This window comes from Pectobacterium brasiliense, assembly GCF_016950255.1.
GTDB classification, from domain to species: Bacteria; Pseudomonadota; Gammaproteobacteria; order Enterobacterales; family Enterobacteriaceae; genus Pectobacterium; species Pectobacterium brasiliense.
Genome location: NZ_JACGFN010000001.1, coordinates 1,854,035 through 1,878,150, shown reverse-complemented (window position 1 = coordinate 1,878,150; position 24,116 = coordinate 1,854,035). Strand labels below are relative to the sequence as shown.

Here is a 24,116-nt window from a genome sequence, read left to right as displayed (position 1 = left end):
CATGCATTCAGCGCTCGTGCGTAGTCGGCTACGAGGGTCAATCACTATTTGCTAATTGCAATGCTGATTTGATTGATGACGAGACGCATGTTTGTGCTGAGTGCGCCGAGGAATTACTGAAACAGGAGAAAGATAATGGCTGAATTACGTGCTGGTGGGCTGGCTATCATAGTCGGCGGGAACCCGGAAACTCTTGGTGTTGTCGTCACAACGGAGAAAATAGTTCATCACGGAGAACGGATTTCTCTCCCAGATGGTAGGCGATTCTATAACGCCGGATCTACTCGCTGGCTGGTGCATTGCGATCGTCTTGTCACAATGCTATCTAGCGGATCCACGCTTAATGATTACTCATTTATGTTTTCTCACTGGTTAATTCCAATTGATGGTGATGACTTCACTCATGAAGACGAGAGAGAAAAGGAGCTTGTGAATGGCTGAACGGCAAAAGCCGAAGCCAAAGACCTGTAAGTGCTGCAAAAAGAAATTCACCCCACGCAACACCCTTCAAATAGTCTGTAGTCCATCCTGCGCAATTCAATACACACGACAGCAATCAGAGCGACTTGCCCAGCGCAAAGCCGCCGATGACCGTCGCCAGTTGAAAAAGCGCAAGGCAGATGTGAAGCCGTTAAGTCACTGGATGAACATGACCCAGCGAGCATTTAACGATTACATCAGGGCCAGAGATGAGGGTTGCGGTTGTATCAGTTGCGGCAGTAAAACGGCGGTGAGTTACCACGCAGGACACTACAGGACAACGGCAGCGGCATCACACTTAAGATTCAACGAGGACAACGTAGCGTTACAGTGTGCATCCTGCAACGTCCATCACTCCGGCGCTATCACCCAATACCGTATCAATCTGATAGCAAAAATCGGCCTTGATCGCGTCCTAGCGCTTGAAAGCAACAACATCCCACATCGTTACACCCGTGAAGAACTGGAATCACTGAGGTCGCATTACAGGGCTTTAACGCGGGCGCTAATCAAACAACGAGAGGCAGCATGACTGACGCAGCATTTTTCGCAGCCTACCTCATCGCTGTTACGGCATTCCTAATCTGTGGGTGGATAAAGCACAAAATGTTTAAGCGGAAAATCGGCATAAAAATTCGCGCCATTCGATATGCGGAAAAATACCGAATGCTCAAACAATTAACGCGAGGTTAGCAGCATGACACATCAAATCCCAGCATACGCAACATCAGAGCTTATTCAGCTCGAACGTGAAATAGCAGAGCATGAGCAAGCTATAGCGCGGAAGAACGAGCAGCGGCGGGAGATCATTAATCGGTACTCGCTGAATAAACCCACGAATCTGGAAGAGGTGGTTGGGAATGCCTATTCAGAAATGGCGCGCCGAATATTCTCGGTGGAGGTTCAATCATGCCGAGATTAATTGGCTACATTCTAACTCTCTTCACCCCAATCACTCCATATCCAGCACCTACACATATCCAGTCATGGGATGCTAATCCGAAGCGGAGGAAGAATGGCAATAGCTGAGCTGAATCTTACCGATGACCAACATAGATGGATCAATGGCTGGTTAGAGTTGTGGGGCGCGTGGGTATATTCAGGTCGACTGGAGAAACGACAAAGCAGCATGATAGCGCAATTTATGGAAAGGGTAGAGCCGAGCAGGGTGATGAGCAGGCCCATGTGTAACGATGATGACGGGATGTTGATTTCTCAGGTCGTAGATTCCGTCATGCGCATTGACACAAGGGCGCTCGGTATTCTTCTCAGTTACTACGCTCACGGATCATCTAAGCGAGCCATTGCATCGTACTATCACAAGGCTGCAAGGCCACGCAAAATCGATAAAGGAAGATTGGGTGAAGGGTGGCGTAAGCCATCAGAGGAAACTCTACGGAAGGAAGTTGCTCAGGTGCTGTCTGCCAGTCTGTATATTCTCTATACCCCTCTACAAAATGCGTTTAAAAGTCGTAAACGTGTCGAGAAAATTAAACATGTTGCATGAAATGGCTTGACACCGTTTACCCATTTACCCATACTTAAACCTAAGATGCCGTTAGTGACTCTTAAGTTGCTGCGGCAGTATTTTTGGTGGTGAGATAAACGAGGCGGCGCTCACCATTTAACCGTCAAGCGGGTATGTTCATCTTCGGATTGCTACTCCCGCCATGCAGGCTGAGAGGTCTGCTCACAACAGGTAAGCTCATTGGCGTGACGGATTCATAGTCCAACCCACGCAGCAGTATTACTCCCCAGTAATGCATTCAGTGAGCTGACCGTTGTGGTGAATGCGCAGGCTGATGCGCGGAAAGAAATGCCCCTTCGACACACGAGGCGAGTTCACATACTGAATTTCAGTCAGTAGCCGGGGTCGATAATCTGGATTTCAGTGCCAGACGCCACACACATTCAAGCCCTTGCAGAAATGCAGGGGCTTTTCTATTTCAGGCTGCGCTATTGCGTGGCCTTTTTTATTTCTCACAGCAAACGGGAGAATCCCTTTGAAGATACCTGAATTTCTTAAAGCGGGGTTCGTTAGCTCATCCCCGTGGCTGCTTGCGCTGGTGTTCCTGTCATGGGCTGGCGCTGAAATTAACTCCCGCATTAACTCTGCTGCATATGCATACCCTCGCTCTGTAGTCTCATACGGACTCATCAATGCAAAGAGCGATGATGACGTGATCTCCACGGTAGAAACGTGGAAGCGGGATGCTTGGGGTGCTCAGATTGGTGCACTGCGGGTTCTCTGCGAAAACGACCGTGACTATGTGAATGGTCTCGGTGGTTCTGACGTGGGTGCGAGAGTATGCAGGATTACAAAATGAATGATCAGCCGGGAAATGTAGTTACTCAACTTTTCGCGTGGATCGCCGCAGTTGGATCCGCTGCCGGTATTGCTACTCAGGATTTGATTTTCATTTTCTTTGGCGCTGTTGGTGCTGCCGTATCTGTCTTCTCGTTCATAAGCGGACGCATCGATGCTTACAGAGAAAGAAAAGAAGATGAGCGGCGCACGAAGATGTTATCTGACTATCTATCATCAAAGAATCCTAATCCGGAAAGTACCGAGTCAGTTGCTGAGCTTATGAAAAGGATTAGTGACTGATGAATTCATCTCTACGAAAAAAGATAGCCGGCGCTGCTGCTGGTGGAGCTATCGCCATTGCTACTGTATTAATTCAGTGGCATGAAGGGCGTTCATACACCGTTTACTATGACGTCGCCGGCGTTCCCACAGTATGCGACGGAATAACTGGCCAAGATGTGAAGATCGGGAAAACTTACACAGCAACAGAATGTGACGCGTTACTCGTTAAGCACATCGCGCCTGCTGCTACTGCTGTAGATAAAGCCGTAAAGGTTCCGATGACTGATATGCGGAAAGCCGCATTGATATCGTTCACATACAACATCGGTATTGGTGCGTTAAATCGTTCAACGATGCTGCGTAAACTGAACGCTGGCGACACATCCGAAGCATGTGACGAGCTAAAGCGATGGGACAAAGCAGGTGGTAAGGTCTGGCGTGGATTAACTGACCGCCGAGCGGTGGAGCGTGAGCTATGTCTATCAGGGCTACAGTAATCGCCGTTCTTCTTGCTCTCATTGCTGCGCTGTCATTCGGTGTCTACTACTACCACGACGCATACAGCAAAGCCGATCACGATTTGAGCCAGGCGAAAGAAACCATCACCGACATGCAAACCCGCCAGCGTGATGTTGCGGATCTTGATGCTAAATACACTGGAGAACTCGCAGATGCTAAAAGCAAGCTTGATGATTTGCAGCGCTGTGTTGCTGCTGGCAAGTGCGGGTTGCGCGTCAACGTCGTCAAGCAAGCCACCGCCACCCCCGGCATGGATGATGCAACCGCCACCCGACTTACTTCAGACGCTGAACGGGATTATTTCCTTCACAGAGCTGGAATCGAAACCATCACAAAGCAACTGACCGGCCTGCAAGAGTACGTCCGTGATCAGTGCTTGAAATGAGGATGCAGCATGTACGGTAGCAGCTTTGACGGCATGATCATCATATTCGCGGTTATTTGCGCCGTGGCGGGATGGGGAGTTATCGAATTCTTGTTATGGCTGCTGGGACATATCTCCGTTTCATTCTCATAAAGAATCCTCCCGACAAGGATCAGATTGTGTAACCCCGTAAGGAGTGTGATCACATCTTGGCGGCCCGGAAATAGACGGGAAGTGGCGGCGCAACGTCGAGAGACGCGGCAATGCTGCGAATAAACCAATACCCCCACCCGAAGGAATAACCATGCAACCTCACCAACAACGCGTAGTTGACGAACAAACCGATCTGGAAGACAAGATAACCAAACTGAACTCATTCATTGCCCAAAGCCCAATCTTTGCCGGTCTGGATGCGACCCAGCAGGGATTATTGATGGCGCAAGTGGGTGCGATGAGTTCATATCTGGAAATTCTGAATCTGCGCATCGCTTCTTTCTGACGAAATCCAGAGCATTCTCCCGAGGGTGCTCGATATTTCGAATGTATAATCAATGCGTGGCTAGACAGGCCAGTCGAAAAGCGGCATCGTCACCGCCTGCCATGCATTTATCGATGACGACAACTTAGACGAGGTTGGGATGGAAAAGCCATCTGGAAGGGAATTGTATTTTTTTAATCAAATCCTTCAGTTAAAAAAAGAAAGAATTGCTGGGTCAGATATCAGCGATGATCAGATTTTAATGGTTCACTCTCTCATTGAGCGCGGCTACCTGTCTGTGGACTTCTATGACGCAGACAATAACGGCGGATACCATAGCTTAGAGCAATACTACTCTCTCACCGAGGTTGGAAAGTTGGCGCACGCTGAAGAGTGGAAATTGCGCAAGTCACCCAGTAGCAGGCGAGGTTGATATGAGCAATGAGTGGGATGTTATTTATGATATCCAAAGGATGTCATGGACCGCATATGAAAAGACAGGACTTACTACAGTAGGTCGGTTTGAGCGATTCGGACACAACGGCAAGCAAGCGGCTATTGATTATGCGGAAAAGATGGCTGGACTGGCGAAAGTTAATGTAAATCACAGTACTGATAGCGCCGAAGAGCAGTGGAAAAGAGCTAACGCCAACATACAGACAAAAATCAAAACATCGATATTATAATATTCTGCAAATGCTGCCTGAATGGTGGCATTGACAGAGTTTTATATAGGTTTCATCCCATGCCGTATCGGTAATTCCCGATGCGGTATTTTTTTATCTAGAGGATTGTTCTAAATGACCGAATCAACAAGCGGAATCGTAGGCACAGCATCCAGCATTCAACCATCACTCACTGCACAGCAATCAACTCGTCTCGAACTGTTGCGCCTCGTCATGAACGACACGGCAGCAGCACAAGCGGCAATTGAATTTGTCGGTGACGACTTGCTTAAGCTGGAGCTGTTCAAAGACCAGTACAAGCTGGCAACGACTGAGCGTGAAGTTGTGGCCCGTACATTCAAGGCGATTCAGGACGCTAAAGAAGCGCTGACACTTTTCTGAGAGGGTAACTATGGCGACTGAGAAAAACAAAGGCGGTCGCCCATCGGCCTATCGTGAAGAGTTTGCCGAGCAGGCGAGAAAATTATGCTTGTTGGGCGCGACTGATAAAGGGCTTGCCGAATTCTTTGAGGTGAGCGAAGCAACAATCAACAACTGGAAACTCGTTCACTATGAGTTTTTAGAGTCCATAAAAAGAGGCAAGCAAATAGCCGATGGCGAGGTTGCTGATCGCCTCTACCAACGAGCTATGGGGTTCATTGCTCCAGACGTGGATATTCGCGTGATTGACAACAAGATTGTTGAAACGCCGCTTGAGAAGCATTACCCACCAGATACCGCCGCTGCGATCTTCTGGCTCAAAAACAGGCAGAAGGATAAATGGCGCGATAAGCAAGATCATGAGGTGACGGGTAAGGACGGCGGCGCTATTAAAATTGAAACCTCACCGATGGGTACGCTATTCGAAAAATGACAACGATTAACCCTAACTTTCGACCGTTCATTAAGGCGCATCGCTATAAGGTCGCTAAGGGCGGTCGAGGTAGTAGTAAGTCATGGTCAATTGCGCGACTTATTGTTGAAGCGGCAAGGCGTCAATCAATCCGCATCCTGTGTGCGCGTGAGTTACAGAACAGTATCAGCGACTCGGTGATCCGTTTGCTTGAGGACACGATAGAGCGCGAAGGCTACACGGCTGAGTTCGAAATACAGCGCTCAATGATTCGACACCTCGGCACGAACGCTGAGTTCATGTTTTACGGCATCAAGAATAATCCGACAAAGATAAAGTCTCTCGAAGGCGTTGATATTTGCTGGGTTGAAGAGGCGGAGGCGGTAACAAAAGAGTCGTGGGATATCCTCATCCCAACGATTCGTAAGCCTGGCTCTGAAATATGGGTGAGTTTCAACCCAAAAAATATTCTCGATGATACCTACCAACGGTTTGTTGTTACGCCGCCTGATGACATCTGCCTGCTCACGGTCAACTACACGGACAATCCGCACTTTCCCGAAGTTCTCCGTTTGGAAATGGAGGAATGCAAGCGGCGCAATCCAACTCTGTATCGTCATATCTGGCTGGGTGAGCCAGTAAGTGCAAGCGAAATGGCAATCATCAAGCGTGAATGGCTAGAGGCTGCTACTGACGCGCACATCAAGCTTGGCTGGAAAGCGAAAGGCGCTATCGTTGCTGCGCACGATCCGTCTGATACAGGGCCAGATGACAAGGGGTATGCGATGCGTCATGGGTCAGTGGTTAAGCGCATAGCTTCACCTCCTGCACCGTTGGATGTCAACGATGGTGCTGATTGGGCTACTGATTTAGCGATTGCCGATGGAGCAGATCACTTCTTGTTTGACGGTGATGGGTTAGGCGCTGGCCTGCGCAGGCAAGTAACTGATTCATTCACTGGCAAGAAAGTAACAGTGACGATGTTTAAGGGGAGTGAATCGCCGTTTGATGAGGATTCCCCGTATCAGGCTGGCGCATGGTTCGACGAGGTGGTCGATGGTGACAACATCCGAACCATTGGCGACGTGTTCCGCAACAAGCGAGCGCAATTCTATTACACGCTGGCTGACAGGCTTTATCTGACGTATCGGGCAATAGTCCACGGTGAGTACGCAAACCCTGACGACATGCTGAGCTTCGATAAAGAGGCGATAGGCGATCAGATGCTAGAAAAGCTATTTGCTGAACTCACGCAGATACAGCGCAAGTTCAACGGAAATGGAAAGCTGGAGCTTATGACGAAAGTCGAGATGAAATCGAAGCTAGGCATTCCGTCGCCGAACTTAGCTGACTCCCTGATGATGTGCATGCATTGCCCTTCTGTAGCGATAGAACCGGACTATTCAAACTATTCAATCCCCTGTGGGGTAGGCTGATATGGCAGATAAAAAACAATCAACTGACAAATTGGCTAAGTGGCACGTTCAGGCCAGAACAAACTTTGATAAAGCATGGTCTGGTAGTCAGAAGGTGCGCGAGAAGATTGTCGAGGCGCAACGGTTTGTTCGTGTCGCTGGTGCGCAGTGGGAAGGATCGACGAACGCCGGATATTCATTTGAAGAAGGGCGATTCGAGCACTACCCACGATTTGAACTGAATAAGGTTGCGCGAGAGTGTGATCGAATTATCAGCGAGTACCGACAGAACCGAATTAGCGTAAGGTTCAGGCCGAAAGATGGGCAAGCGTCGGATGAGCTTGCGGAGAAGATGAACGGCAAGTTCCGCGCTGATTACTCGGAAACGTCAGGTGGTGAGGCGTGTGATAACGCATTCGATGATGCTGTAGTTGGCGGGTTCGGCTGTTTCCGCATGTGTGCTGACTATGAAGACGAAATGGATCCGTCAAACGAACAGCGACGCATTAGCCTATTGCCCGTGTACGACGCGGCAACCTGCGTGTTCTTTGACCTCGACAGCAAGCAGTATGACCGTAGTGATGCAATGTGGGCGCTTGAGATGTTCTCTATGACGCCAGCAGCATTCAAGGCCGAGTATCCAAAGGCTTTGATGGCAAGCATGGATAAGAGCGACGTAGGAACGCAATTTGACTGGTGTACGCCAGATGCTATCTATGTTGCGCGTTACTACGAGATTCGCATTGAGAAAGTCACGCTAACTGCATACCGCAATCCGATCACGAACGAAACAGCTACATACGATAGTGACCAGATAGCCGAGGTCATTGACGAGTTAGCAGAAGGTGGATTTGACGAAATCGGCAAGCGTGATGTTAAGAAGCGCCGAGTTTACTGTGGGTTAATGGACGGCGCGGAATGGTTGGAAGAGCCTAAGCGCATACCAGGTGAACACATCCCGCTAATCCCTGTCTACGGCCGTCGCTCATTCGTTGACAACATGGAGCGCATCGAGGGTCACGCAGCTAAAGCTATGGATGCCCAGCGGTTAGAAAACCTGATGGTATCGATGATTGCCGATAACGCCACTCAGGCTGGCGGTGATGGCATTCCTATCGTTGATGTTGAATTCATACCCAGCCCGTTAGCTCCGCATTGGGCAGAGCGTAACAAGAAGCGCCCTGCGTATCTCCCGATGAAGAGCATGCGCTCTAAAGACGGTCAGGTAGTGGCACAGGCAGAGGTCAGCGGATACACGCCACCTACCCAAATGCCACCCGCGTTGGCTGGCCTACTCCAGTACACCGGAACGGCCATCCAGCAAATCACCGGCGCTAATCAGATGGAGAACATGCCGAGCAATGTGGCCTCGGAAACCGTCGATTCTATTTTCAATCGTATGGATACACAGTCATACGTCTACATGGACAACATGGCTAAGTCTATGCGTCGTGCTGGTGTGGTCTGGTTGAGCATGGCTCGCGAGGTGTACGGCAGTGATGCGCCGATGCGTGTAGTCAATGAAGACGGTAGCGATGACATGGTGCTACTGAATGGCTCGGTAGTTGATCGTCAATCGGGACGAGAGGTGGCGCTAAACGACTTATCGCAGGGTAAGTACGAAGTGACAGTGGATGTTGGTCAGTCATTCGCTACTCGGCGTGATGCCACAGTGAAATCGTTGCTCGACATGCTATCGCTGTTACCGCCTGGCACACCGAAACACGACATCGTTACCAGCATGATTCTGGATAACATGGACGGTGAGGGTATCAGCGACCTGAAAGAGTTCAACAGAAACCAAATGCTACTGTCTGGCGCTGTCAAACCTAAGACACCGGAAGAGGAGCAGATGGTTGCACAGGCTCAGCAGGCTCAACAGGAACAACCAGATCCGGCAATGGTTCAGGCTCAGGGTATTCTTATGCAAGGCCAAGCCGAGTTGCAGAAGGCGCAGAATGAGCAGCTATCGATTCAGGTCAAAGCGTTCCAAGCGCAGACCGACGCGCAAGTCGCCGCCGCTAATGTGGTTAAGATTCTCGCGCAGGCGGATAGCCGGCAGAAACAAGACATTCGCGAAGCCCTCAAAATGCTTTCAGACTTCCAGAATAAGCAGGGAGACAATGCCCGCGCTGACGCTGAATTAGTCCTGAAAACTCAATCGCAGGGACATAACCAGCAGATGGATGTAACCAACGCGCTTCGATCTGCACAAACGCAACAGCCTCAGCAGTAACCCAACCAAATCACCACGCCAAGCCGTCACTAAGAGGCACGGCATTCTATTGCCTTCCGATGGGCATAACAGTCGAGTAAATCAGGGGTAATCATGGAACAACAGGCAGAAAACCAATCACCGGAAGTGGAAATCGAAGAGCAATCACCTGAGCAAATTCCAGATGATGCAGGTCAGCAATACGAAGTCGATGACGAGCAAGGTCAAGGCACCGAGCAACAGCCAGACGATGAAGGTGATGACGAAGAAGAGTTCTATTTCGGCGATAAAAAACTGGAATCGCCTACCAGTGACGAAGGGAAAGATCCGGCATTGGTTCGGCATCTGCGTAACACCATCAGGGAGAAGGAGCGCGAGCTAAAAGAGTTGCGCACCAAATCTCCGCAACCGCAGCAGCAATCCCCAACGCAAGCGCCACGCATGCCTCAGTTGTCTGATGATGGCATTGACTATGACGAGGCTGTTTTTCAGCAAAAGCTCAGCGCATGGTCAGAAGAAAACGCCAAATATCACACATCACTGGCACAGCAGCAGCAAGCGCAACAGGCCGCACAGCAGCAGTATCAACAGCGCCTGCAGCAGTATCAGGAGCGCGTCAAAACGGTGAAGGTTCCCAACTACCAACAGGCGGAAAAGCTAGTGATTGATGAAGTGCCTGAAGCTATTCAGGCTGCTGTCATTCAGTACGCAGAGAAGCCGGAAATGGTAGTGATCGCCCTCGCCAGAAACCCCGAGTTACGCAAACAGTTTGCCGAAGCTACCGACCCCGTAGAGCTAGGCCGACAGATTGGAATCATTGAATCAAAGGCCAAAACTATGCCGAAAGCTAAATCTACCGCTGGCACCGTTCCCGCAGTAAAGGGTAACAACGGTGCCGAGTTAAGCAGTCTCGAAAAATTGCATGCAAAAGCGGAGCAAAGCGGTGATTACACCGAATATCTGGCCGCAAAACGCAAAGCTAAAAAATAACCTATCGGAGCAATATAAATGGCTAACCAATTAGCAAAAGACCTAGAAATCCTGTTTGAAGAGTACGTGGAATCATTCGAAGCATCCTGCGTCGTATCCCGCAACGCTAAGAAATTCCGTCCCGGCGACACTGCGATGCAACGTGCTGGTGATGTGCTGTACCGTCCGCAGCACTACCACATGAACATCGAGGAAGGCTTAGACCTGACTGGCAAAACGCCTACGGATCTGGTTCAACGTCTCGTCCCATCCGTGTTCAAAGAACCAAAAAACATCTTGTATACGCTGGATGCGCGTGAAATGCGCGACCCTGAGCACAAAACGGAGGCGGGTCGTGCTGCTGGCCAACGACTGGCGGCACAGGTTGACTCTGACCTGATTGCCACCGCCTCACTGCGCGCAACAAACGTTGCTACCGTCGCCGCAGCGTCTGCTAACAAAGGGAAAGACCTGTGGGATGCCGCCGCGCAGATTGATGCGACGATGACGGCTATCGGTGTACCGCAGGGTATCAACCGCCGCAGTTTCTGGAACGCATTCGACTACAAAGACATTGCCAGTGAGTTGGGCGGTCGTGCCTACGTTCAGGGCGTAACCCTGTCAGCGTATGAGAAAGCGCAGATCCCCGCAGTGGCATCGTTTGACAGCTATAAAACGGATATCTCAGGCCGCGTACCAAACGGCACCGCAACAGCGTTAACTCTGGGTGCTGCTCCTGCGCACAAAGTGACGGCTAAAGACGCTAACGATATGCCCGTCGATAACCGTCAGGGTGTAATCACTCTGTCTGCTGCTGGCTTGCAGGTGGGTGATGCGTTCACTATCGCAGGCGTTAATTCCGTTCACAACATTACTAAAGATGACACGGATCAGCCGCAGGTATTCCGCGTGCTGGCTGTTAGCGGTGTCACGGCAACTATTACCCCGCAGATTTTGCCACCGAACAATGCAGACGTAGCGAGCCGTCCATACGCGAACGTTAACGCGAATGCGGCAAACGGTGCGGCAATCACGCTGCTTAACACCAATTCAGCGCCAACCAACATCTTCTGGGCTGATGGCTCCGTTGAGTTGATGTACGGCAAGTTGGCATTCCCTACCGGACAGGGGCCGCAGGTCATGACCGCAACGACTGAGCAGGGCGCAACGCTCATCATGTCGTATGCGTTCGACCACATCAAAGGCACCACTACGGCGCGTTTCACCACGCTGTACGGTTGCTCTGTGCTGGTTCCTGAGTATGTCGGGATCGTGTTTGGTAAGCAGTAACAGTTAGGGCTTCGGCCCCTTTCTTTTTTTTGGAGAGCGCAATGCCAGAAATCATGCTTTATAAGCGCGGGACTACCATCAAATGCGGTCCGTTCTCGCTGGATTACATCATCGTTAGCGAAGAAGAAATTGAGGATAAATTAACTCTTGGCTGGGTAAAGAATCCTGCCGAAACTGAATCGCCAGAGCCAGAGCCAGAGCCAGCACAGCGCAAGAAGCCGGGACCTAAACCAAAGGTGGCACAAGATGGCGCGAACAAAGGGTGATTTAGTCCTCAAGGCGTTGCGTAAGGCCGGGCTGTACTCAAACGCCACGCTAACGGATGCTGAACCACAAGCCGTTGAGGATTCAATTCAAGACCTTGAAGACATGATGTCTCAGTGGCAGGCGGTGGGTATTGACCTTGGCTATCTGTTCGCTGATGTGGAAAACGGTGAATTCCCGCTACCAGATGACGACTCAGGCATTCCGGCATGGGCATATGACGGCGTATCGCTGAAATTGGCAGTTCAAATCTGCATGGATAACGTAATCCCGCCATCAGACGCACTACTGACCGCCGCCGATACCGCATATCAATCAATCTGCATCGCCCTAACCACAATCCCCGCATTGCAGCGACGTAACGACATGCCAGTAGGTGAGGGAAACCGATCCGCGTTTACGTGGGGCCGATTCTACATCGAGAAAGACACGCCTAATAAGTAGGTAATCATGCCAATCCAACAGCTTCCGTTAATGAAGGGTAACGGTAAAAACTTCCGCGATGCCGACTATGTTGATCTGCTTCCGGTCAATATGCTGGCGACACCTAAGCAGATGCTCAATTCATCGGGATATCTCCGCTCATTCCCCGGCATAGACAAGCGCGGTGACGTTGCAGGTGCATCGCGTGGTGCTCAGTTCAACACCGCTCAGAATGCCGTCTATCGCGTGTGTGGGGGTAGTCTGTATCGCGGTCAATCGGTAGTGGGTGCGGTGTCTGGCTCAGGTCGCGTGAGTCTGGCCTACGGGCGCGCATCACAGGCGGTTGCTGTAGGCGGTCAACTGGTACTGTATCGCTACGATGGCACCGTTAAAACGATGGCTAACTGGCCCGTGTCGAGCACATACACACAGTATGATTTAGGCTCTGTGCGTGATGTCACTCGCCTACGAGGTCGTTATGCATGGTCTAAGGATGGTACGGATTCTTGGTTTATCTCTGACCTTGAAGATGAATCACATCCTGACCGCAACAGCGCAGAGTACCGTGCGGAATCACAGCCTGATGGCATTATTGGCATGGGGAACTGGCGTGATTTCATTGTGGCATTCGGAACATCGACTATCGAGTATTTCTCGCTGACTGGAGCAACAACGACAGGTGCGGCGCTCTACGTGGCTCAGCCATCACTGATGGTGCAAAAGGGTATCGCTGGCACTCACTGCAAAACCAAGTTCGCCGACTCATACGCATTCATAAGTAATCAGGCAACGGGCGCACCATCCATTTACGTTATCAACTCAGGGCAGGCTCAGCCCATCGCTACTGCTTCGGTGGAGAAGGTTTTGCGCGAATACACCGCCGCCGAACTTGCGACCGGAGTAATGGAAACGCTGCGCTTTGATGCTCACGAATTGCTGATTATCCACCTCCCGCGGCATGTGTTGTGCTTCGAGACGGCATCGAGTGAGAACGGGCCGCAGTGGTGCATTCTTAAAACTGGCATGTTTGATGATGTTTACCGTGGTATTGATTTTGTCTACGAGAACAACGTTATTTCTTGTGGTGACAAAAACGAAGCGGTGACCGGGAAACTTAACTTCGCATCGTCGGCACAGTATGGGAAGCAGCAAGAACACTTGCTCTACACGCCAATGTTCAAGGCAGATAACGCGAGGTGCTTTGATTTTGAGCTTGAGGCATCGACTGGCGTTGCTCAGATAGCCGATCGTCTCTTCCTGTCTGCGACAACGGACGGGGTAAACTACGGACGTGAGCAGATGATTGAGCAAAACGCACCGTTTATCTATGACAAGCGCGTGTTATGGCGGCGTGTTGGTCGTGTTAGAAAGAACGTTGGCTTCAAGGTACGTGTAATCACTAAATCACCCGTAACCCTCTCAGGCTGTCAAATCAGGGTGGAATAAATGGCTGATCCCTCTCTTAATGTGCCTGTCGTCGTACAGGCACAGCGTATTGACGCAACTCTGCTTCCTAATATCTTCTCTCTTCCGTACCAACTTTATGTAATCCAACAGGGTAGTGACTTCGGTAGCGTGGCTGGTAAAGCCAACCAAGCGGGTAGCGGAGCATACGATGCTCAGGTCAGGAATGACGAGCAGGATGTGATACTGGCAGACCATGAACAGAGGTTAGATGCTGTCGAGGAAACGTTATCCGACCATGAGGTGCGCATCACCGAGGCAGAGGCGACACTCGTTGACCACGAAGGCCGAATCACTGCAAACACCAACGCTATTTCATTGCTAACTGTTCGCGTCACAACAGCAGAAGGCCAAATCGTCACTTTGCAAAGTGATGTCAACTTTTTGCTTGATGAAGTGGTGGATGTTCAGGCTGATATAACCGCTCTTGATGGTCGAGTTAACGCGGCTGAATCTGATATTGACGAGCTACAGGCTGACTATGTATCAAAATCTGCAACAGCAAACCAAATGGTGCAGGGTGAAGGTGGATCATTGCTTGTCGGCGATGTCGTATCACCAACGGCAGATAAATTGCAGGTAGAAGGGAATGTCAATATTTCCGGCGTCTACAAAATTAATGGTGTTCAGGTAGTCGGACCACAACAAACCGGATGGACGCAATCAACAGGGACGCCAAACCGTTCCGCATTCAACGCGAATCAAACATTCAGTATCGGACCATTGTTCAACATTCTACAGATTCAGGGCATAGCTGATGCTCTCACGTCTACGCGCCAGCGTGTTAAAGCGCTTGAAGACGCATTACGGGAGCACGGACTGATTAACTAAGGTTTCCACATGCTAACAAAAGTTGATGCTCTCACCGGGCGGGGATTGATGCGTCTGTGGGGTGTGGATGATTGGGAAGACCCCGGCGCGGAGTATGCAGTATGGGATGATTGCTGTGTGTTTGCCCTTGTACCGCAAGACGGATTTGTGGACATTCACATGGCGATGGATAGCAAGCGCTGGCGGGATTGTCGCAAAGCTGGTGCGGCGATTTTGGGTGTCGTCGGTCATCACAGTTTACGCGCAATCATCCTTCCTGATCGTCCCCACGTATGCAATTACGCCTCACGTATGGGTTTCGGGCGACGAACGACAGAAAACCTAATCACCAAATCGGGAGCTTCGGCTCCTTTTTTTATTATGTGGCGCGAGCCGGGAGAATATCATGGGCGGAGCGATTAGCGGTATCGGCGGCGCAGTGAGTGGGGTAATCGGCGGTATTGGTGCAAGAAAAGCGGCAAAGGAGCAGAACAAAGCCCAAGACCGAGCTATTGCAGCATCACAAGCGGGTTATAACAGTGCTGTAAGTTGGATGTCTCCATATGAAGAGGCTGGACAATCTGCATTGAAAGGCTTGCAAGGCATCGCAGGTCAACCAATAGACAGAAATAATCTTCTTTCAGAATATTTCAATTCTAATGAATATAAGATGCTGAATGATCAGGCTAGATATAGCGGTCTGAATGCAGCGGAAGCAACCGGAGGACTTGGTTCTACTGCAACCGGTAACATGCTCTCATCCATTGCGCCCATGCTAGGTCAGAACTATCTCGCTGACATGAACGACCAGCAGCAAACCATGTACGGGCAACTGATGGGACTAACCAACATGGGCGCTCAATCTGCTAACGCATTGGGCAACTTCGCTGTTGGGCAAGGTAATACGATGGCTACCCTACAGCAGCAATTGGGACAGATTAAAGCTGGCAGGGCAGCATTACCGTGGCAGGTTGCCGCCAGCGCAAATAGCAGCATGGCTAATGGAGCCGCTCAGGATGTTAACCAGTTTACCAGCATGATAGGCGGGATGATGGGCGGAGGGTCGTTCTGATGGCACAATTCGGCGGCATTTCGGGGCTCGGTGCTCCGATTGATTATTATGAAACGATGATCCCAGACTTTCGCGCTGAGGCATTGCAGGAGACGCAGAATCGATTAGGTCAGCAACAAGTGATCGGGGCGCAGATGCAGAACCAGCAGATGCAGCGACAAATCAGCGAGGAAGCGCAACTAAGACAAGCGCTCCCGGAGGCGATTAACGATCCGGCTAAGTTGCAGGCTCTGGCGCTGAAATATCCTACTCAACGAAAAGCCATTCAAGACCAGTTGGGCTTTAAGAATGAACAGGATGTATCTGCTCTGAACTCTGCCGTGAATGATATATCTACGGCGTTAAAGTTGGGGCCGGAAGCAATGGCCCGTGCTTTGGTGAAACATAACCCAACCGTAGAGAAGGTGGGTTCCAGCGCTCAGGAATTAATGAAACTTTTCATGGATGACCCGAATCAATTAGATGGGGTACTGCAACAGGTTCAGTTTGGCCTGTTAGGAGCTAAAGACCGTTTCGCAGTGAAAAACGATATGGCACAACGCCAGAATGAATCTGCGCGACTGGCAGAGCAGGTACGTAGCAATAGGGCTGGTGAGGCTGCTCAATGGGCCAATATAGGGATAGCTCAGCAAAACGCGAATATCCGAAAGTTAGAGCTTGAGGATAAAAAATTCGATCGCCAGATCGCGCGAGAGTCCAATCAATTACAGCAAGATAGGCTGCGCCAAGAAATGGCGTCGAATCGTGAAAAATCTGTTCAAGCAAAAACAGAGATGGTTGGCGCTTATGACTCCCAGATGAATCAGGTTAGCAACATGCTTGACACGGTTAATCAGGTCAAGGGGAGTGGAGGAAATCCGCAGCAGGGCCAACCAGACCCGCGTATTAAGCCGGAAGTATTTGATAGAATATTTGGCTTTGGCGGGTCGGTTAATTCGATGGTTCCCGGCACTGAGTCTGCTGATGCATGGCAAAAAATCCAGCAGATGCAGGGTCAGGCAAGGCTAATGGGTGTAATTGGCATGAAGGGGACAGGTCCGGTGTCTGATTCAGAAGGTCAGGCGGCAGCAAAAGCATTCCTTTCTATTAATCAAAGTATGTCGCCAAAAGCGGCAAGGGCTGCGATTAACAATTGGGAACAGGTTTTGCGTAGACAGGAGACGTACTTGAACAAGCAGCGACCTACTGTTGATCGCTATCGATCTGAAATTGACACGCACAATCAACAGAACCAGCCATCAGCGCAATCTCTTCCTCAAAATGCTGAACAACAGGGCGGCTATTCCAATTTGTGGGGTGGGTAATGGCAAAGGATTGGAAGGATGTTATTGCGTCACCTCAGTACCAGTCTTTATCACCACAGCAACAGACCGAGGCACAGGCGCAATATTTTGACGAGGTTGTTGCCCCTAAAGTAGGGCGAGATGAGTGGGCCGCTGTTCGAGACCAATTCTATTCAGCTTATCCGTCTGCGTTGTCACAGCAAGAAAATACCACTCAGCAGCAGGATAACGGTGGAGTAACTCAGTGGGCACAATCAGCGCCAACCCCAACAGCGGCACAAAATGCGGAACAGGCTGCGCGTGGAGTGGCAAACGTTCCATTCGATATCCTGCAAGGTGGCGCAAACCTCATTAATGCTGGCACTAGTGCGGTTGGTCTGGGTAACGTTCTCGACCCCGTTTACCGTCCAGTAGAAAGACCAACCGATCCGTGGGCGCAAGCAGGTGAAGCTATCGGTACGTACCTTGTTCCGGGCGCTGGCGCTGTGAAAGGAGCGATGATTGGATCAGTAGCAAACGCTGGCAATCAGCCGGGTGATTTTGCAGAGAACGCCACAAAGGAAATGGCGATCAACACTGCATTGATGGGCGCTCCTGCCTTGTATCGTGGTGCTCGCCAACTTATCAGAGGTGGCGATGCTGCCCCTCCAGCAATAGGAACAATCAATACCGCTAATGATGTCTCTCAGTTGGCTCGCTCCACCTCTGGTCGAGACGTTATTGCAAATCAAGCAGCCAGTGTTAGCGATGACGTAGCTAGAGCCGCTGCGACGGCTGGTGTAGACATTAATACCCTAACACCGGGAATGAGGTCTGGAAGTCGTGGTATAGCACATGCAGAAGGGGCGCTGGCATCAACGCCCGGGATAACGCAAGACGCTCATTTTCTGGCTTTTAACGAGATAGCATCAAAGCTAAACCGAAATTTGGACGAATTCGGAGCAGCTGCAGGGAATGCCTCTGAAAAAAGTGCCGCAATACGAAGCCGTGTACTATCAAATCTTGATGAAATGAAATCTGCTGAGCGTGCAGCATGGGATGAGGTTAGATCCACGATGCCACAGCAAAAGATGAGACTAAGCAATGCTAATGCGGTTGTACAGGGTGAAAAGTCAGCAGGCGTACCGCTTACCCCTGAGATGAAACAACTTGAGGCGGCAAATAACCGCTCAGGTGTTACTTTCGACGGGATGAAGGCATGGCGTGCGAAATTTGCTGATGCTGAGCAAAAGTATATCAGAACCGGAGAGGCAAACGCTGCAAGGCGAGCGGGGGAGATGAGGTCAGCTATTACTGATGATATGCGGGTAATGGCTGAAAATGGCGGTTTCTTAGAAAGTTGGTCTGCTGCCAATGATTTATCAAAGGCAAGATTTGCAGCACAATCCAGCGCGGAATCTGTTTTCGGTCGAGAATTGGCAACCGATGCACTGATCACAAATGGTGTCAAAGCTCTGCAATCATCATCAGCAAAGGGACTAAATGGGCCAGGAGGCTTTCACTCCATGATCTCCGCGCTTCCAGAAGCTGAAAGAGTTACTGCTGTAGCCTCAATCCTTCAAGATGCTCTATCTCATGGGGTCAGAGGTGGTAAGGCTGATGTGGCAGGTATTCAGCATATAGCTACAATCCTCACCCCACAGAACTCCGCAGCAATTGGAAGATACTCAAAGGAACTAGGAAGGATTTCAGATGCCTATGGTTCATTGGCAAGGGCTGCGATTAAGCCTCAGCAATACGTAGAGAGAACGGGTAGAACGTCTGATGTCCTTGATACATTAAATACCGGACTCCCCAAAATAACGGAAACCGTGCTTAACGCGATTGGTAACTCAACTTCTGGTGCAGTCGTTGGTGGCGCAGGTGGCGGCGTTGTTGGTGCGGCTGCTGGCGCTGTCGCTGGCGCGACAATAAAAGGCACTGTAGCCAAGATATCCAATAGCCGCAGTGGTCGATATGCCATTGAGAAAGCCATACAAGAAGCCACTCGCGCCGTTAGGTCTGGAGCATCACAACATGCCGTCGCTGCAGCAGAAAGGCGATTCCTCGCTAACAAGATCGCCGTAAAAGCTATCAGAGATTCGGTGGGCAGTGAAGAGTTTAACCGCCTATCCAGAGCAGGAATAGTTGCCACGATAAGCGGGATTAACGGTAATTATGAGTAATTCATAGCCAAGGATGGCTAGAAGATAATTTTAACGGCTATTGCTATGGCACAAGCGGTAATTATTGAAACGCCTGTTGATATGGTCTTCATAATCACTCGGCTTTCTCTGTTTTGTGCTATAAGTGAATTAATTGATTCGTTTATTTCATTTGCTGTAACACTTGGCTCTTTATCATCAATTTCATAATCCATCGACTCATCTTCCTCTTCTTCCTTTTTGCTTGCTCCCAATAAAGAGGATGATATTTTAGAAATCATAACGAAATTTCTTTTATCATCATCTGAGTCAATGATGTATGAGGATGGTGCCCATATCCCCGCCATCTTATCTATCCAGAAAGCGTAAGCTGGGAATGAAATTGTTAAACCAATTGATTTATCACCACTTTTTATTGAATCGAATATCTTTGAGAATGACTGGTGATTGAGAGGTATTGATATGGATAAGGAATTATTACCAGTTTCTATTGAATACTCTCTTTCGATTTTTTCATCATCAAAGTGGAATCTTCCACCATAAATATCTTGAGAATCATTATTATTAATCTCACGAATATATAAACTTATGGAAGATGGAGAAATAGCATTAAGCTCATTGCCTGCCTTTGATAAACAGTAAATTCTATCTGAAATAGAGGATGGTTCTATATCTGCCATTATGACTCTTGAGTAAGAGAATGATTTATCAAAAAGAGATTTGTGATATTTATAATCTCCTTTTTCTAATGGCTCATCTGGAATGTTGTAGTCAGAAATTCCGCAGTGGGTTACTGCGTTTACAGAATTTGACTCCATGGATACAGTAACCATAGAGTACTCATAATCAGGGTGTTTTCTGTCTTTCCCTGCGTTTTCAGGCGTGCTAAGTCCGCCGTTATCTTCAACTAGAACAGTATCACCAAAAAACATCCTATTTATCCTTCCCGTACATAGTTTTAAGCGTCTCAAACACAACAGCCTTGAACTGCTCGGCCTGTTGATCTGCCAGTCTCTCTGCTTCATCACGGTAGCCTGACACGGGGGATGGCTTGGCTACTGCATCCTGCACAATTTGCACCAATTCAGCATTGAGAGAACGTCCGTTCATCTTAGCACGCTGAGTCACTTTTGCTTTTAAGTCAGGAGGAAGCCTTAGTTTAAACTGCGGATCTTCTCTGGACATTTTATCACCGTATTTTTTATTGACAGTCTATAACGGTGATAGTACATTCTCAATTGAACCACCGTGGTTCCTTTTAATGGAGGTAGCATGCAAGGCGCAAGAAAATTACCGCAATTTAACCTGCGATGGCCTCAGAAGGATTTGGATTTGATACGCAAGGTAGCAGAGGAAAATGGGCGTTCGGCAAACACTGAGATTTACCGCAGAGTGATGGAAAGCCTTAAGCGAGAAGGGGTGACGGTATGATTAAGGATGGTGTTAGGCATTGCTCGTTTTGCGGCAAAAGCCAAAATGAGTCAGCAATGCTTGTGGTGGGAAAGGAGCGCGATGCATCGATCTGTAACTTATGCATTGGTTTATGTGTTCAGGAGATGGGTAACAAGCTGCACGAATTAAATTCAACAATCGATATCACCCCAAAAGAGTGAAGCCCCAACTGCGCTAACAGTCAAGGCTTCGGTATCAACAAATCTGGGAAGGAATTATTGACATGTCAATTATAGCAACTACCGATGCAGCTATCAAACAAGGTATGCCCGTAATCGTTCATTCTGGCGTTCCTGTTGTTACCACTGAGCAGATCGCAAGTTTCTACGGCTGCACCAAAAACAACATCAAGAAAAATTACTCCTGCAACTCCTCAAGATTTGCAGAAGGTAAGCATTACTTTGTGATAAGTGGTTCAGTATTAAAGGATTTAAAGAACTCGGTTACTTTCGGTAACCAAGTCGATAAGCGTGCACCTAAGTTAACTCTCTGGACAGAACGTGGAGCCGCCCGCCATGCCAAGATGCTTGAAACAGATCGCGCATGGGACGTATTCGAGAAGCTGGAGGATTTCTACTTTAGCCAGCGTGGTGAAGTGGAGCAGGTTCGCAAGGTTCGCCAATCAACCGCAACACAGCTTATCCCGCTGCGCCAGACAGCCGAGCGCTTAATCACTACCGGCATCGGAAAAATTTACCCTGATATCTGGAAGTTGGTGCATGAGCGCTTCGACGTTGAACACATCCACCAGTTGCAGCCAGCGCAGATAAAAGAAGCAGTGGCCTATCTGGACGGACTGGAAGGGGAGTTTATCGGCAAAGAGAAGAGGGCAGCGAAAAGCAGCTTCACCGATGAAGAAATTCAGGTTCTGTGCTGGCTGTGGAGTTACGCCGACTACATGTGTGACTACATGAGGCAGGTTTACCCGATGCTTCGTGCCGCCGAACATAGACTTGCTGGGGCGTATTGCTCTATGCCTTTGGAATCACCGAGAACAATCAATGCTGCCAGAAGAATACTGTTAGGCGCTACCGAGCACATCGATTCAGGGCCAACAAGACAGGACAACTGGCGCGTTCTTTATCGTATGCGACATGAGCATGACATACACCCTCAAATAGGCGAATAAGCCTAAACACCAAACCTAACCCGCTTCGGCGGGTTTTTTATTACCGCAGACACGCTCTGTGGGGACTACTCACGCCCGGAGAAAATAATGGCGGATATCACACCAAACGTTGTTGTCAGCATGCCATCCCAACTCTTCACCCTGGCTCGCTCGTTCAAGGCCAATGCCAACGGCAAGATTTACATTGGAGAAATTGATTCCGATCCGACTATTCCTGAAAACCAGATTCAGGTTTACATCGAAAACGAGGACGGTAGCCACGTTCCTGTTGCTCAGCCTATCTTGATTAACTCCGCTGGCTATCCGGTGTACAACGGGCAGATTGCCAAGTTCGTGACCGCGCAAGGACACTCGATGGCGATTTACGACGCCTACAACGTGCAGCAATTCTATTTCCCGAACGTGCTGAAGTATGACCCGGATCAGTTGCGTGCGGATTTGTCTGTAAACACCGGGGCAAGTTTGATAAAAACATCAAGTGGGAATACAGTTCAGCAAGAGATAGATGGAATAAAAAAAGACATATCAGTTATAACGAATACTTCATTCAATAGTATTGATGATGTCTTTTTGGCATCAATTGATTCAAATGATATAACAATAAAATATAAGTATGGAGTAATAAATTACAAATCAACCGGAGTAGTGACGCAGTCAAGTTCAGCATCGGGAGACGGATATTTGATTTATGATTCAAATGGTAAGGAGTTCAAGATAAATGAACCAAAGAGAACATATTTAAATAATGGCCGATTTTCATTTACTGAGTTATGGTACGCGGAAAAACTAGACCCTTCATTTTTTATAAAACTATCAAGCATTGGTGTTTCAAATATAGTTCTTTACTCGTGGTCTCCATATGGGTTAAAGGCGTTCGAGAACTTCTTGAATCTATGCGAAATATATGGCTTCGGTGTTGTTTTTCAGCCTGTGTCTAATGGGGAATATAGTAATAATATACCAAGTGATTTCGGTTTTTTTTCAAGTTTGCTAGATCACAACGCAGTAATCGGGCTTTATCTTCTTGATGAACCAACCCTTGATAACTACCCGATTTCTAGACAATCTACGATTATATCTGTGGCTAAAGGCCTATCTGACAAGCCTCTTTACGTATCCACAAACTCGGAAGCAAATTTTAACGTAATTCCAGTTCATAAAGACTTTGACTTTGTTTTTACTAGCAATTATTCACATTATGTTGATGTAGATGGCTTAACAGTTTACGCTGCTACGACTTGGGCGCTGGCAGAAGAAAACGGATTTAGGAGGGGGAGAGTAATCCCGTTGCTCACTGCATATTATTACCCAGAAGAAGTTCCGGTTTTCAACCGAACTCAGATGGTTGATGTAAATAACTACATATCTGAGAGATTCGATAAATTTGGTGTTTTTATGTTTTATGGTGGAAGGGATGCCGCTAGTCACCGCTATATAGAGAACGATGATGAAATTTATTCTCTATTGATGAATTCCTTGAGTAGATCGAATAATTCAAGAACTATGGGGATGTTTAGAGAGTTGATGACTGGAGGGGTTGCAGATAGTAGTATATTTATGGATTATAAAATACCATCAAATCCAGAAAGCGTAGTGTGGTTAGACGGCTCAACATCAGGAAATTGGTCTGTAAATAATAAATGCCCACGACTAAAAACAGGAATGATGGTACCAGTCGAATTCGGTAGATATGTAGTTATTGAGAAGATAATTGCATCATTTGTTGATGAAAACGGACCGTCAAATACATCAGTTATTTCACTGTACATAAATCCACAAATAAACTCTGGTGTTAAAATTCCTCAGACATCAACCATTACCGGTGGGGGGGATGCAGTATTCTCATTCGACCAACAATATCGAGTTCGCGCCATCAGTATTGCTGTTGATTCGATGGCGACATCCGCTGAGTATTTGAATTTATTGCGGCTGGGTGTTGTATACCGGGAAATCTGATATCGATAATTTTTATGTTCCCGTATTTTTGCGTTTTAAAATGGCATGGGCATATATGGGGCAAAAAATTAGCGCAAAACAACTCACATCAGCTTGCTGGTATGGTTCGTCTTGCGGTAATGCTCTGTGCCGGATTTGTGTCATAAAATTGGCACAAATCTACAAAAAATCGCATAGGGGGGAATTAATTCGGGAAGATGGCTGGCTTGTGGTGCGGGTTTGTTGGTTGGTAGAATGCGCGTCTTTTTACCATCCATCAGACTGTTTTTCTGATGCCGGAG

Annotated in this window: 30 protein-coding genes; 28 read left to right on the top strand and 2 right to left on the bottom strand. The window is 48.7% G+C overall.

What is annotated here, in order from left to right:
- Window positions 1–135 precede the first annotated feature (135 nt).
- From H4F65_RS08365 to H4F65_RS08250, 24 genes are all read left to right on the top strand, one after another.
- Window positions 136–441 carry a hypothetical protein gene (locus tag H4F65_RS08365; protein WP_010281940.1) on the top strand — a complete coding sequence of 102 codons (306 nt, stop codon included), beginning with the start codon at window positions 136–138 and terminating at the stop codon, window positions 439–441.
- The gene (locus tag H4F65_RS08360; protein WP_010281949.1) at window positions 434–1,012 is read left to right on the top strand and encodes a recombination protein NinG; all 579 of its coding nucleotides are present in this window, start codon (window positions 434–436) and stop codon (window positions 1,010–1,012) included. The genes H4F65_RS08365 and H4F65_RS08360 overlap by 8 nt, the downstream gene beginning before the upstream one ends.
- A gap of 165 nt (window positions 1,013–1,177) precedes the next feature.
- Window positions 1,178–1,402: a hypothetical protein gene (locus H4F65_RS08355; protein WP_010281954.1), complete on the top strand. Its 225-nt coding sequence runs from the start codon at window positions 1,178–1,180 to the stop codon at window positions 1,400–1,402.
- Between the two features lie 93 nt (window positions 1,403–1,495).
- Window positions 1,496–1,987 carry an antiterminator Q family protein gene (locus tag H4F65_RS08350; RefSeq protein WP_010281957.1) on the top strand — a complete coding sequence of 164 codons (492 nt, stop codon included), beginning with the start codon at window positions 1,496–1,498 and terminating at the stop codon, window positions 1,985–1,987.
- Between the two features lie 816 nt (window positions 1,988–2,803).
- Window positions 2,804–3,088, top strand: coding sequence for a hypothetical protein (locus H4F65_RS08345; RefSeq protein WP_010281963.1), 285 nt, complete (start codon window positions 2,804–2,806; stop codon window positions 3,086–3,088).
- Window positions 3,088–3,567, top strand: a complete 480-nt coding sequence (locus tag H4F65_RS08340; RefSeq protein WP_010281967.1) for a lysozyme — start codon at window positions 3,088–3,090, stop codon at window positions 3,565–3,567. Before H4F65_RS08345 ends, H4F65_RS08340 begins: the two co-directional genes overlap by 1 nt.
- Window positions 3,546–3,974 carry a lysis protein gene (locus H4F65_RS08335; RefSeq protein ID WP_010281968.1) on the top strand — a complete coding sequence of 143 codons (429 nt, stop codon included), beginning with the start codon at window positions 3,546–3,548 and terminating at the stop codon, window positions 3,972–3,974. The genes H4F65_RS08340 and H4F65_RS08335 overlap by 22 nt, the downstream gene beginning before the upstream one ends.
- A gap of 283 nt (window positions 3,975–4,257) precedes the next feature.
- Window positions 4,258–4,452 carry a crAss001_48 related protein gene (locus H4F65_RS08330; protein WP_010281975.1) on the top strand — a complete coding sequence of 65 codons (195 nt, stop codon included), beginning with the start codon at window positions 4,258–4,260 and terminating at the stop codon, window positions 4,450–4,452.
- A gap of 139 nt (window positions 4,453–4,591) precedes the next feature.
- Entirely contained in the window at window positions 4,592–4,864 is a 273-nt protein-coding gene (locus H4F65_RS08325; RefSeq protein WP_010281978.1) for a hypothetical protein, read from the top strand.
- Window position 4,865: 1 nt separating this feature from the next.
- Window positions 4,866–5,117, top strand: coding sequence for a hypothetical protein (locus H4F65_RS08320; protein WP_010281983.1), 252 nt, complete (start codon window positions 4,866–4,868; stop codon window positions 5,115–5,117).
- Between the two features lie 114 nt (window positions 5,118–5,231).
- Window positions 5,232–5,498: a DUF2560 family protein gene (locus H4F65_RS08315; RefSeq protein ID WP_010281986.1), complete on the top strand. Its 267-nt coding sequence runs from the start codon at window positions 5,232–5,234 to the stop codon at window positions 5,496–5,498.
- 10 nt (window positions 5,499–5,508) lie between these two features.
- Window positions 5,509–5,970 carry a hypothetical protein gene (locus tag H4F65_RS08310; protein WP_010281988.1) on the top strand — a complete coding sequence of 154 codons (462 nt, stop codon included), beginning with the start codon at window positions 5,509–5,511 and terminating at the stop codon, window positions 5,968–5,970.
- Window positions 5,967–7,385 carry a PBSX family phage terminase large subunit gene (locus H4F65_RS08305; protein WP_010281990.1) on the top strand — a complete coding sequence of 473 codons (1,419 nt, stop codon included), beginning with the start codon at window positions 5,967–5,969 and terminating at the stop codon, window positions 7,383–7,385. The genes H4F65_RS08310 and H4F65_RS08305 overlap by 4 nt, the downstream gene beginning before the upstream one ends.
- A gap of 1 nt (window position 7,386) precedes the next feature.
- Window positions 7,387–9,600, top strand: coding sequence for a portal protein (locus H4F65_RS08300; RefSeq protein WP_010281992.1), 2,214 nt, complete (start codon window positions 7,387–7,389; stop codon window positions 9,598–9,600).
- 93 nt (window positions 9,601–9,693) lie between these two features.
- Window positions 9,694–10,569: a hypothetical protein gene (locus tag H4F65_RS08295; protein WP_010282003.1), complete on the top strand. Its 876-nt coding sequence runs from the start codon at window positions 9,694–9,696 to the stop codon at window positions 10,567–10,569.
- Window positions 10,570–10,587: 18 nt separating this feature from the next.
- Window positions 10,588–11,838, top strand: a complete 1,251-nt coding sequence (locus H4F65_RS08290; RefSeq protein WP_010282004.1) for a P22 phage major capsid protein family protein — start codon at window positions 10,588–10,590, stop codon at window positions 11,836–11,838.
- Window positions 11,839–11,879: 41 nt separating this feature from the next.
- Window positions 11,880–12,104, top strand: coding sequence for a hypothetical protein (locus H4F65_RS08285; protein WP_010282005.1), 225 nt, complete (start codon window positions 11,880–11,882; stop codon window positions 12,102–12,104).
- A complete protein-coding gene (locus H4F65_RS08280; protein WP_010282006.1) occupies window positions 12,085–12,546 on the top strand; it encodes a packaged DNA stabilization gp4 family protein in 462 nt (153 codons plus the stop codon). The genes H4F65_RS08285 and H4F65_RS08280 overlap by 20 nt, the downstream gene beginning before the upstream one ends.
- Before the next feature lie 6 nt (window positions 12,547–12,552).
- The gene (locus H4F65_RS08275; RefSeq protein ID WP_010282007.1) at window positions 12,553–13,971 is read left to right on the top strand and encodes a packaged DNA stabilization protein; all 1,419 of its coding nucleotides are present in this window, start codon (window positions 12,553–12,555) and stop codon (window positions 13,969–13,971) included.
- Window positions 13,972–14,820 carry a coiled-coil domain-containing protein gene (locus H4F65_RS08270; protein WP_010282008.1) on the top strand — a complete coding sequence of 283 codons (849 nt, stop codon included), beginning with the start codon at window positions 13,972–13,974 and terminating at the stop codon, window positions 14,818–14,820.
- A gap of 9 nt (window positions 14,821–14,829) precedes the next feature.
- Window positions 14,830–15,222, top strand: coding sequence for a hypothetical protein (locus H4F65_RS08265; RefSeq protein ID WP_010282010.1), 393 nt, complete (start codon window positions 14,830–14,832; stop codon window positions 15,220–15,222).
- Window positions 15,206–15,871 (top strand): hypothetical protein, encoded by a 666-nt coding sequence (locus H4F65_RS08260; protein ID WP_010282011.1) that lies wholly within the window; start codon window positions 15,206–15,208, stop codon window positions 15,869–15,871. Before H4F65_RS08265 ends, H4F65_RS08260 begins: the two co-directional genes overlap by 17 nt.
- Window positions 15,871–17,175: a phage DNA ejection protein gene (locus tag H4F65_RS08255; RefSeq protein ID WP_010282013.1), complete on the top strand. Its 1,305-nt coding sequence runs from the start codon at window positions 15,871–15,873 to the stop codon at window positions 17,173–17,175. The genes H4F65_RS08260 and H4F65_RS08255 overlap by 1 nt, the downstream gene beginning before the upstream one ends.
- The gene (locus tag H4F65_RS08250; protein WP_010282014.1) at window positions 17,175–19,319 is read left to right on the top strand and encodes a hypothetical protein; all 2,145 of its coding nucleotides are present in this window, start codon (window positions 17,175–17,177) and stop codon (window positions 19,317–19,319) included. Before H4F65_RS08255 ends, H4F65_RS08250 begins: the two co-directional genes overlap by 1 nt.
- A 17-nt stretch (window positions 19,320–19,336) precedes the next feature.
- Here the strand turns inward: H4F65_RS08250 and H4F65_RS08245 are convergent, their stop codons facing one another.
- Window positions 19,337–20,230, bottom strand: a complete 894-nt coding sequence (locus H4F65_RS08245; RefSeq protein ID WP_010282016.1) for a hypothetical protein — start codon at window positions 20,228–20,230, stop codon at window positions 19,337–19,339.
- 1 nt (window position 20,231) lies between these two features.
- Complete coding sequence (locus H4F65_RS08240) at window positions 20,232–20,483, bottom strand: Arc family DNA-binding protein (protein WP_010282021.1); 252 nt, start codon at window positions 20,481–20,483, stop codon at window positions 20,232–20,234.
- An 87-nt stretch (window positions 20,484–20,570) separates the two neighbouring features.
- On the opposite strand from H4F65_RS08240, the gene H4F65_RS08235 reads away from it, so the two are divergent.
- The 4 genes from H4F65_RS08235 to H4F65_RS21860 all read left to right on the top strand — a co-directional run bounded on the left by H4F65_RS08235 (window position 20,571) and on the right by H4F65_RS21860 (window position 23,835).
- Entirely contained in the window at window positions 20,571–20,729 is a 159-nt protein-coding gene (locus H4F65_RS08235; protein ID WP_010282023.1) for an Arc family DNA-binding protein, read from the top strand.
- Window positions 20,726–20,911, top strand: a complete 186-nt coding sequence (locus H4F65_RS22140; RefSeq protein ID WP_010282025.1) for a ClpX C4-type zinc finger protein — start codon at window positions 20,726–20,728, stop codon at window positions 20,909–20,911. Before H4F65_RS08235 ends, H4F65_RS22140 begins: the two co-directional genes overlap by 4 nt.
- A 62-nt stretch (window positions 20,912–20,973) precedes the next feature.
- On the top strand, window positions 20,974–21,879 hold the full coding sequence (locus H4F65_RS08225; RefSeq protein ID WP_010282027.1) for an ORF6N domain-containing protein: 906 nt from the start codon (window positions 20,974–20,976) through the stop codon (window positions 21,877–21,879).
- An 87-nt stretch (window positions 21,880–21,966) separates the two neighbouring features.
- Window positions 21,967–23,835, top strand: coding sequence for a phage head-binding domain-containing protein (locus tag H4F65_RS21860; RefSeq protein ID WP_052051605.1), 1,869 nt, complete (start codon window positions 21,967–21,969; stop codon window positions 23,833–23,835).
- Window positions 23,836–24,116: the final 281 nt, after the last annotated feature.

Coding starts and splice junctions, on each gene's coding strand:
- H4F65_RS08365 (WP_010281940.1), top strand. CDS start 136: ATGGCTGAATTACGTGCTGGTGGGCTGGCTATCATAGTCGGCGGGAAC.
- H4F65_RS08360 (WP_010281949.1), top strand. CDS start 434: ATGGCTGAACGGCAAAAGCCGAAGCCAAAGACCTGTAAGTGCTGCAAA.
- H4F65_RS08355 (WP_010281954.1), top strand. CDS start 1,178: ATGACACATCAAATCCCAGCATACGCAACATCAGAGCTTATTCAGCTC.
- H4F65_RS08350 (WP_010281957.1), top strand. CDS start 1,496: ATGGCAATAGCTGAGCTGAATCTTACCGATGACCAACATAGATGGATC.
- H4F65_RS08345 (WP_010281963.1), top strand. CDS start 2,804: ATGAATGATCAGCCGGGAAATGTAGTTACTCAACTTTTCGCGTGGATC.
- H4F65_RS08340 (WP_010281967.1), top strand. CDS start 3,088: ATGAATTCATCTCTACGAAAAAAGATAGCCGGCGCTGCTGCTGGTGGA.
- H4F65_RS08335 (WP_010281968.1), top strand. CDS start 3,546: ATGTCTATCAGGGCTACAGTAATCGCCGTTCTTCTTGCTCTCATTGCT.
- H4F65_RS08330 (WP_010281975.1), top strand. CDS start 4,258: ATGCAACCTCACCAACAACGCGTAGTTGACGAACAAACCGATCTGGAA.
- H4F65_RS08325 (WP_010281978.1), top strand. CDS start 4,592: ATGGAAAAGCCATCTGGAAGGGAATTGTATTTTTTTAATCAAATCCTT.
- H4F65_RS08320 (WP_010281983.1), top strand. CDS start 4,866: ATGAGCAATGAGTGGGATGTTATTTATGATATCCAAAGGATGTCATGG.
- H4F65_RS08315 (WP_010281986.1), top strand. CDS start 5,232: ATGACCGAATCAACAAGCGGAATCGTAGGCACAGCATCCAGCATTCAA.
- H4F65_RS08310 (WP_010281988.1), top strand. CDS start 5,509: ATGGCGACTGAGAAAAACAAAGGCGGTCGCCCATCGGCCTATCGTGAA.
- H4F65_RS08305 (WP_010281990.1), top strand. CDS start 5,967: ATGACAACGATTAACCCTAACTTTCGACCGTTCATTAAGGCGCATCGC.
- H4F65_RS08300 (WP_010281992.1), top strand. CDS start 7,387: ATGGCAGATAAAAAACAATCAACTGACAAATTGGCTAAGTGGCACGTT.
- H4F65_RS08295 (WP_010282003.1), top strand. CDS start 9,694: ATGGAACAACAGGCAGAAAACCAATCACCGGAAGTGGAAATCGAAGAG.
- H4F65_RS08290 (WP_010282004.1), top strand. CDS start 10,588: ATGGCTAACCAATTAGCAAAAGACCTAGAAATCCTGTTTGAAGAGTAC.
- H4F65_RS08285 (WP_010282005.1), top strand. CDS start 11,880: ATGCCAGAAATCATGCTTTATAAGCGCGGGACTACCATCAAATGCGGT.
- H4F65_RS08280 (WP_010282006.1), top strand. CDS start 12,085: ATGGCGCGAACAAAGGGTGATTTAGTCCTCAAGGCGTTGCGTAAGGCC.
- H4F65_RS08275 (WP_010282007.1), top strand. CDS start 12,553: ATGCCAATCCAACAGCTTCCGTTAATGAAGGGTAACGGTAAAAACTTC.
- H4F65_RS08270 (WP_010282008.1), top strand. CDS start 13,972: ATGGCTGATCCCTCTCTTAATGTGCCTGTCGTCGTACAGGCACAGCGT.
- H4F65_RS08265 (WP_010282010.1), top strand. CDS start 14,830: ATGCTAACAAAAGTTGATGCTCTCACCGGGCGGGGATTGATGCGTCTG.
- H4F65_RS08260 (WP_010282011.1), top strand. CDS start 15,206: ATGGGCGGAGCGATTAGCGGTATCGGCGGCGCAGTGAGTGGGGTAATC.
- H4F65_RS08255 (WP_010282013.1), top strand. CDS start 15,871: ATGGCACAATTCGGCGGCATTTCGGGGCTCGGTGCTCCGATTGATTAT.
- H4F65_RS08250 (WP_010282014.1), top strand. CDS start 17,175: ATGGCAAAGGATTGGAAGGATGTTATTGCGTCACCTCAGTACCAGTCT.
- H4F65_RS08245 (WP_010282016.1), bottom strand. CDS start 20,230: ATGTTTTTTGGTGATACTGTTCTAGTTGAAGATAACGGCGGACTTAGC.
- H4F65_RS08240 (WP_010282021.1), bottom strand. CDS start 20,483: ATGTCCAGAGAAGATCCGCAGTTTAAACTAAGGCTTCCTCCTGACTTA.
- H4F65_RS08235 (WP_010282023.1), top strand. CDS start 20,571: ATGCAAGGCGCAAGAAAATTACCGCAATTTAACCTGCGATGGCCTCAG.
- H4F65_RS22140 (WP_010282025.1), top strand. CDS start 20,726: ATGATTAAGGATGGTGTTAGGCATTGCTCGTTTTGCGGCAAAAGCCAA.
- H4F65_RS08225 (WP_010282027.1), top strand. CDS start 20,974: ATGTCAATTATAGCAACTACCGATGCAGCTATCAAACAAGGTATGCCC.
- H4F65_RS21860 (WP_052051605.1), top strand. CDS start 21,967: ATGGCGGATATCACACCAAACGTTGTTGTCAGCATGCCATCCCAACTC.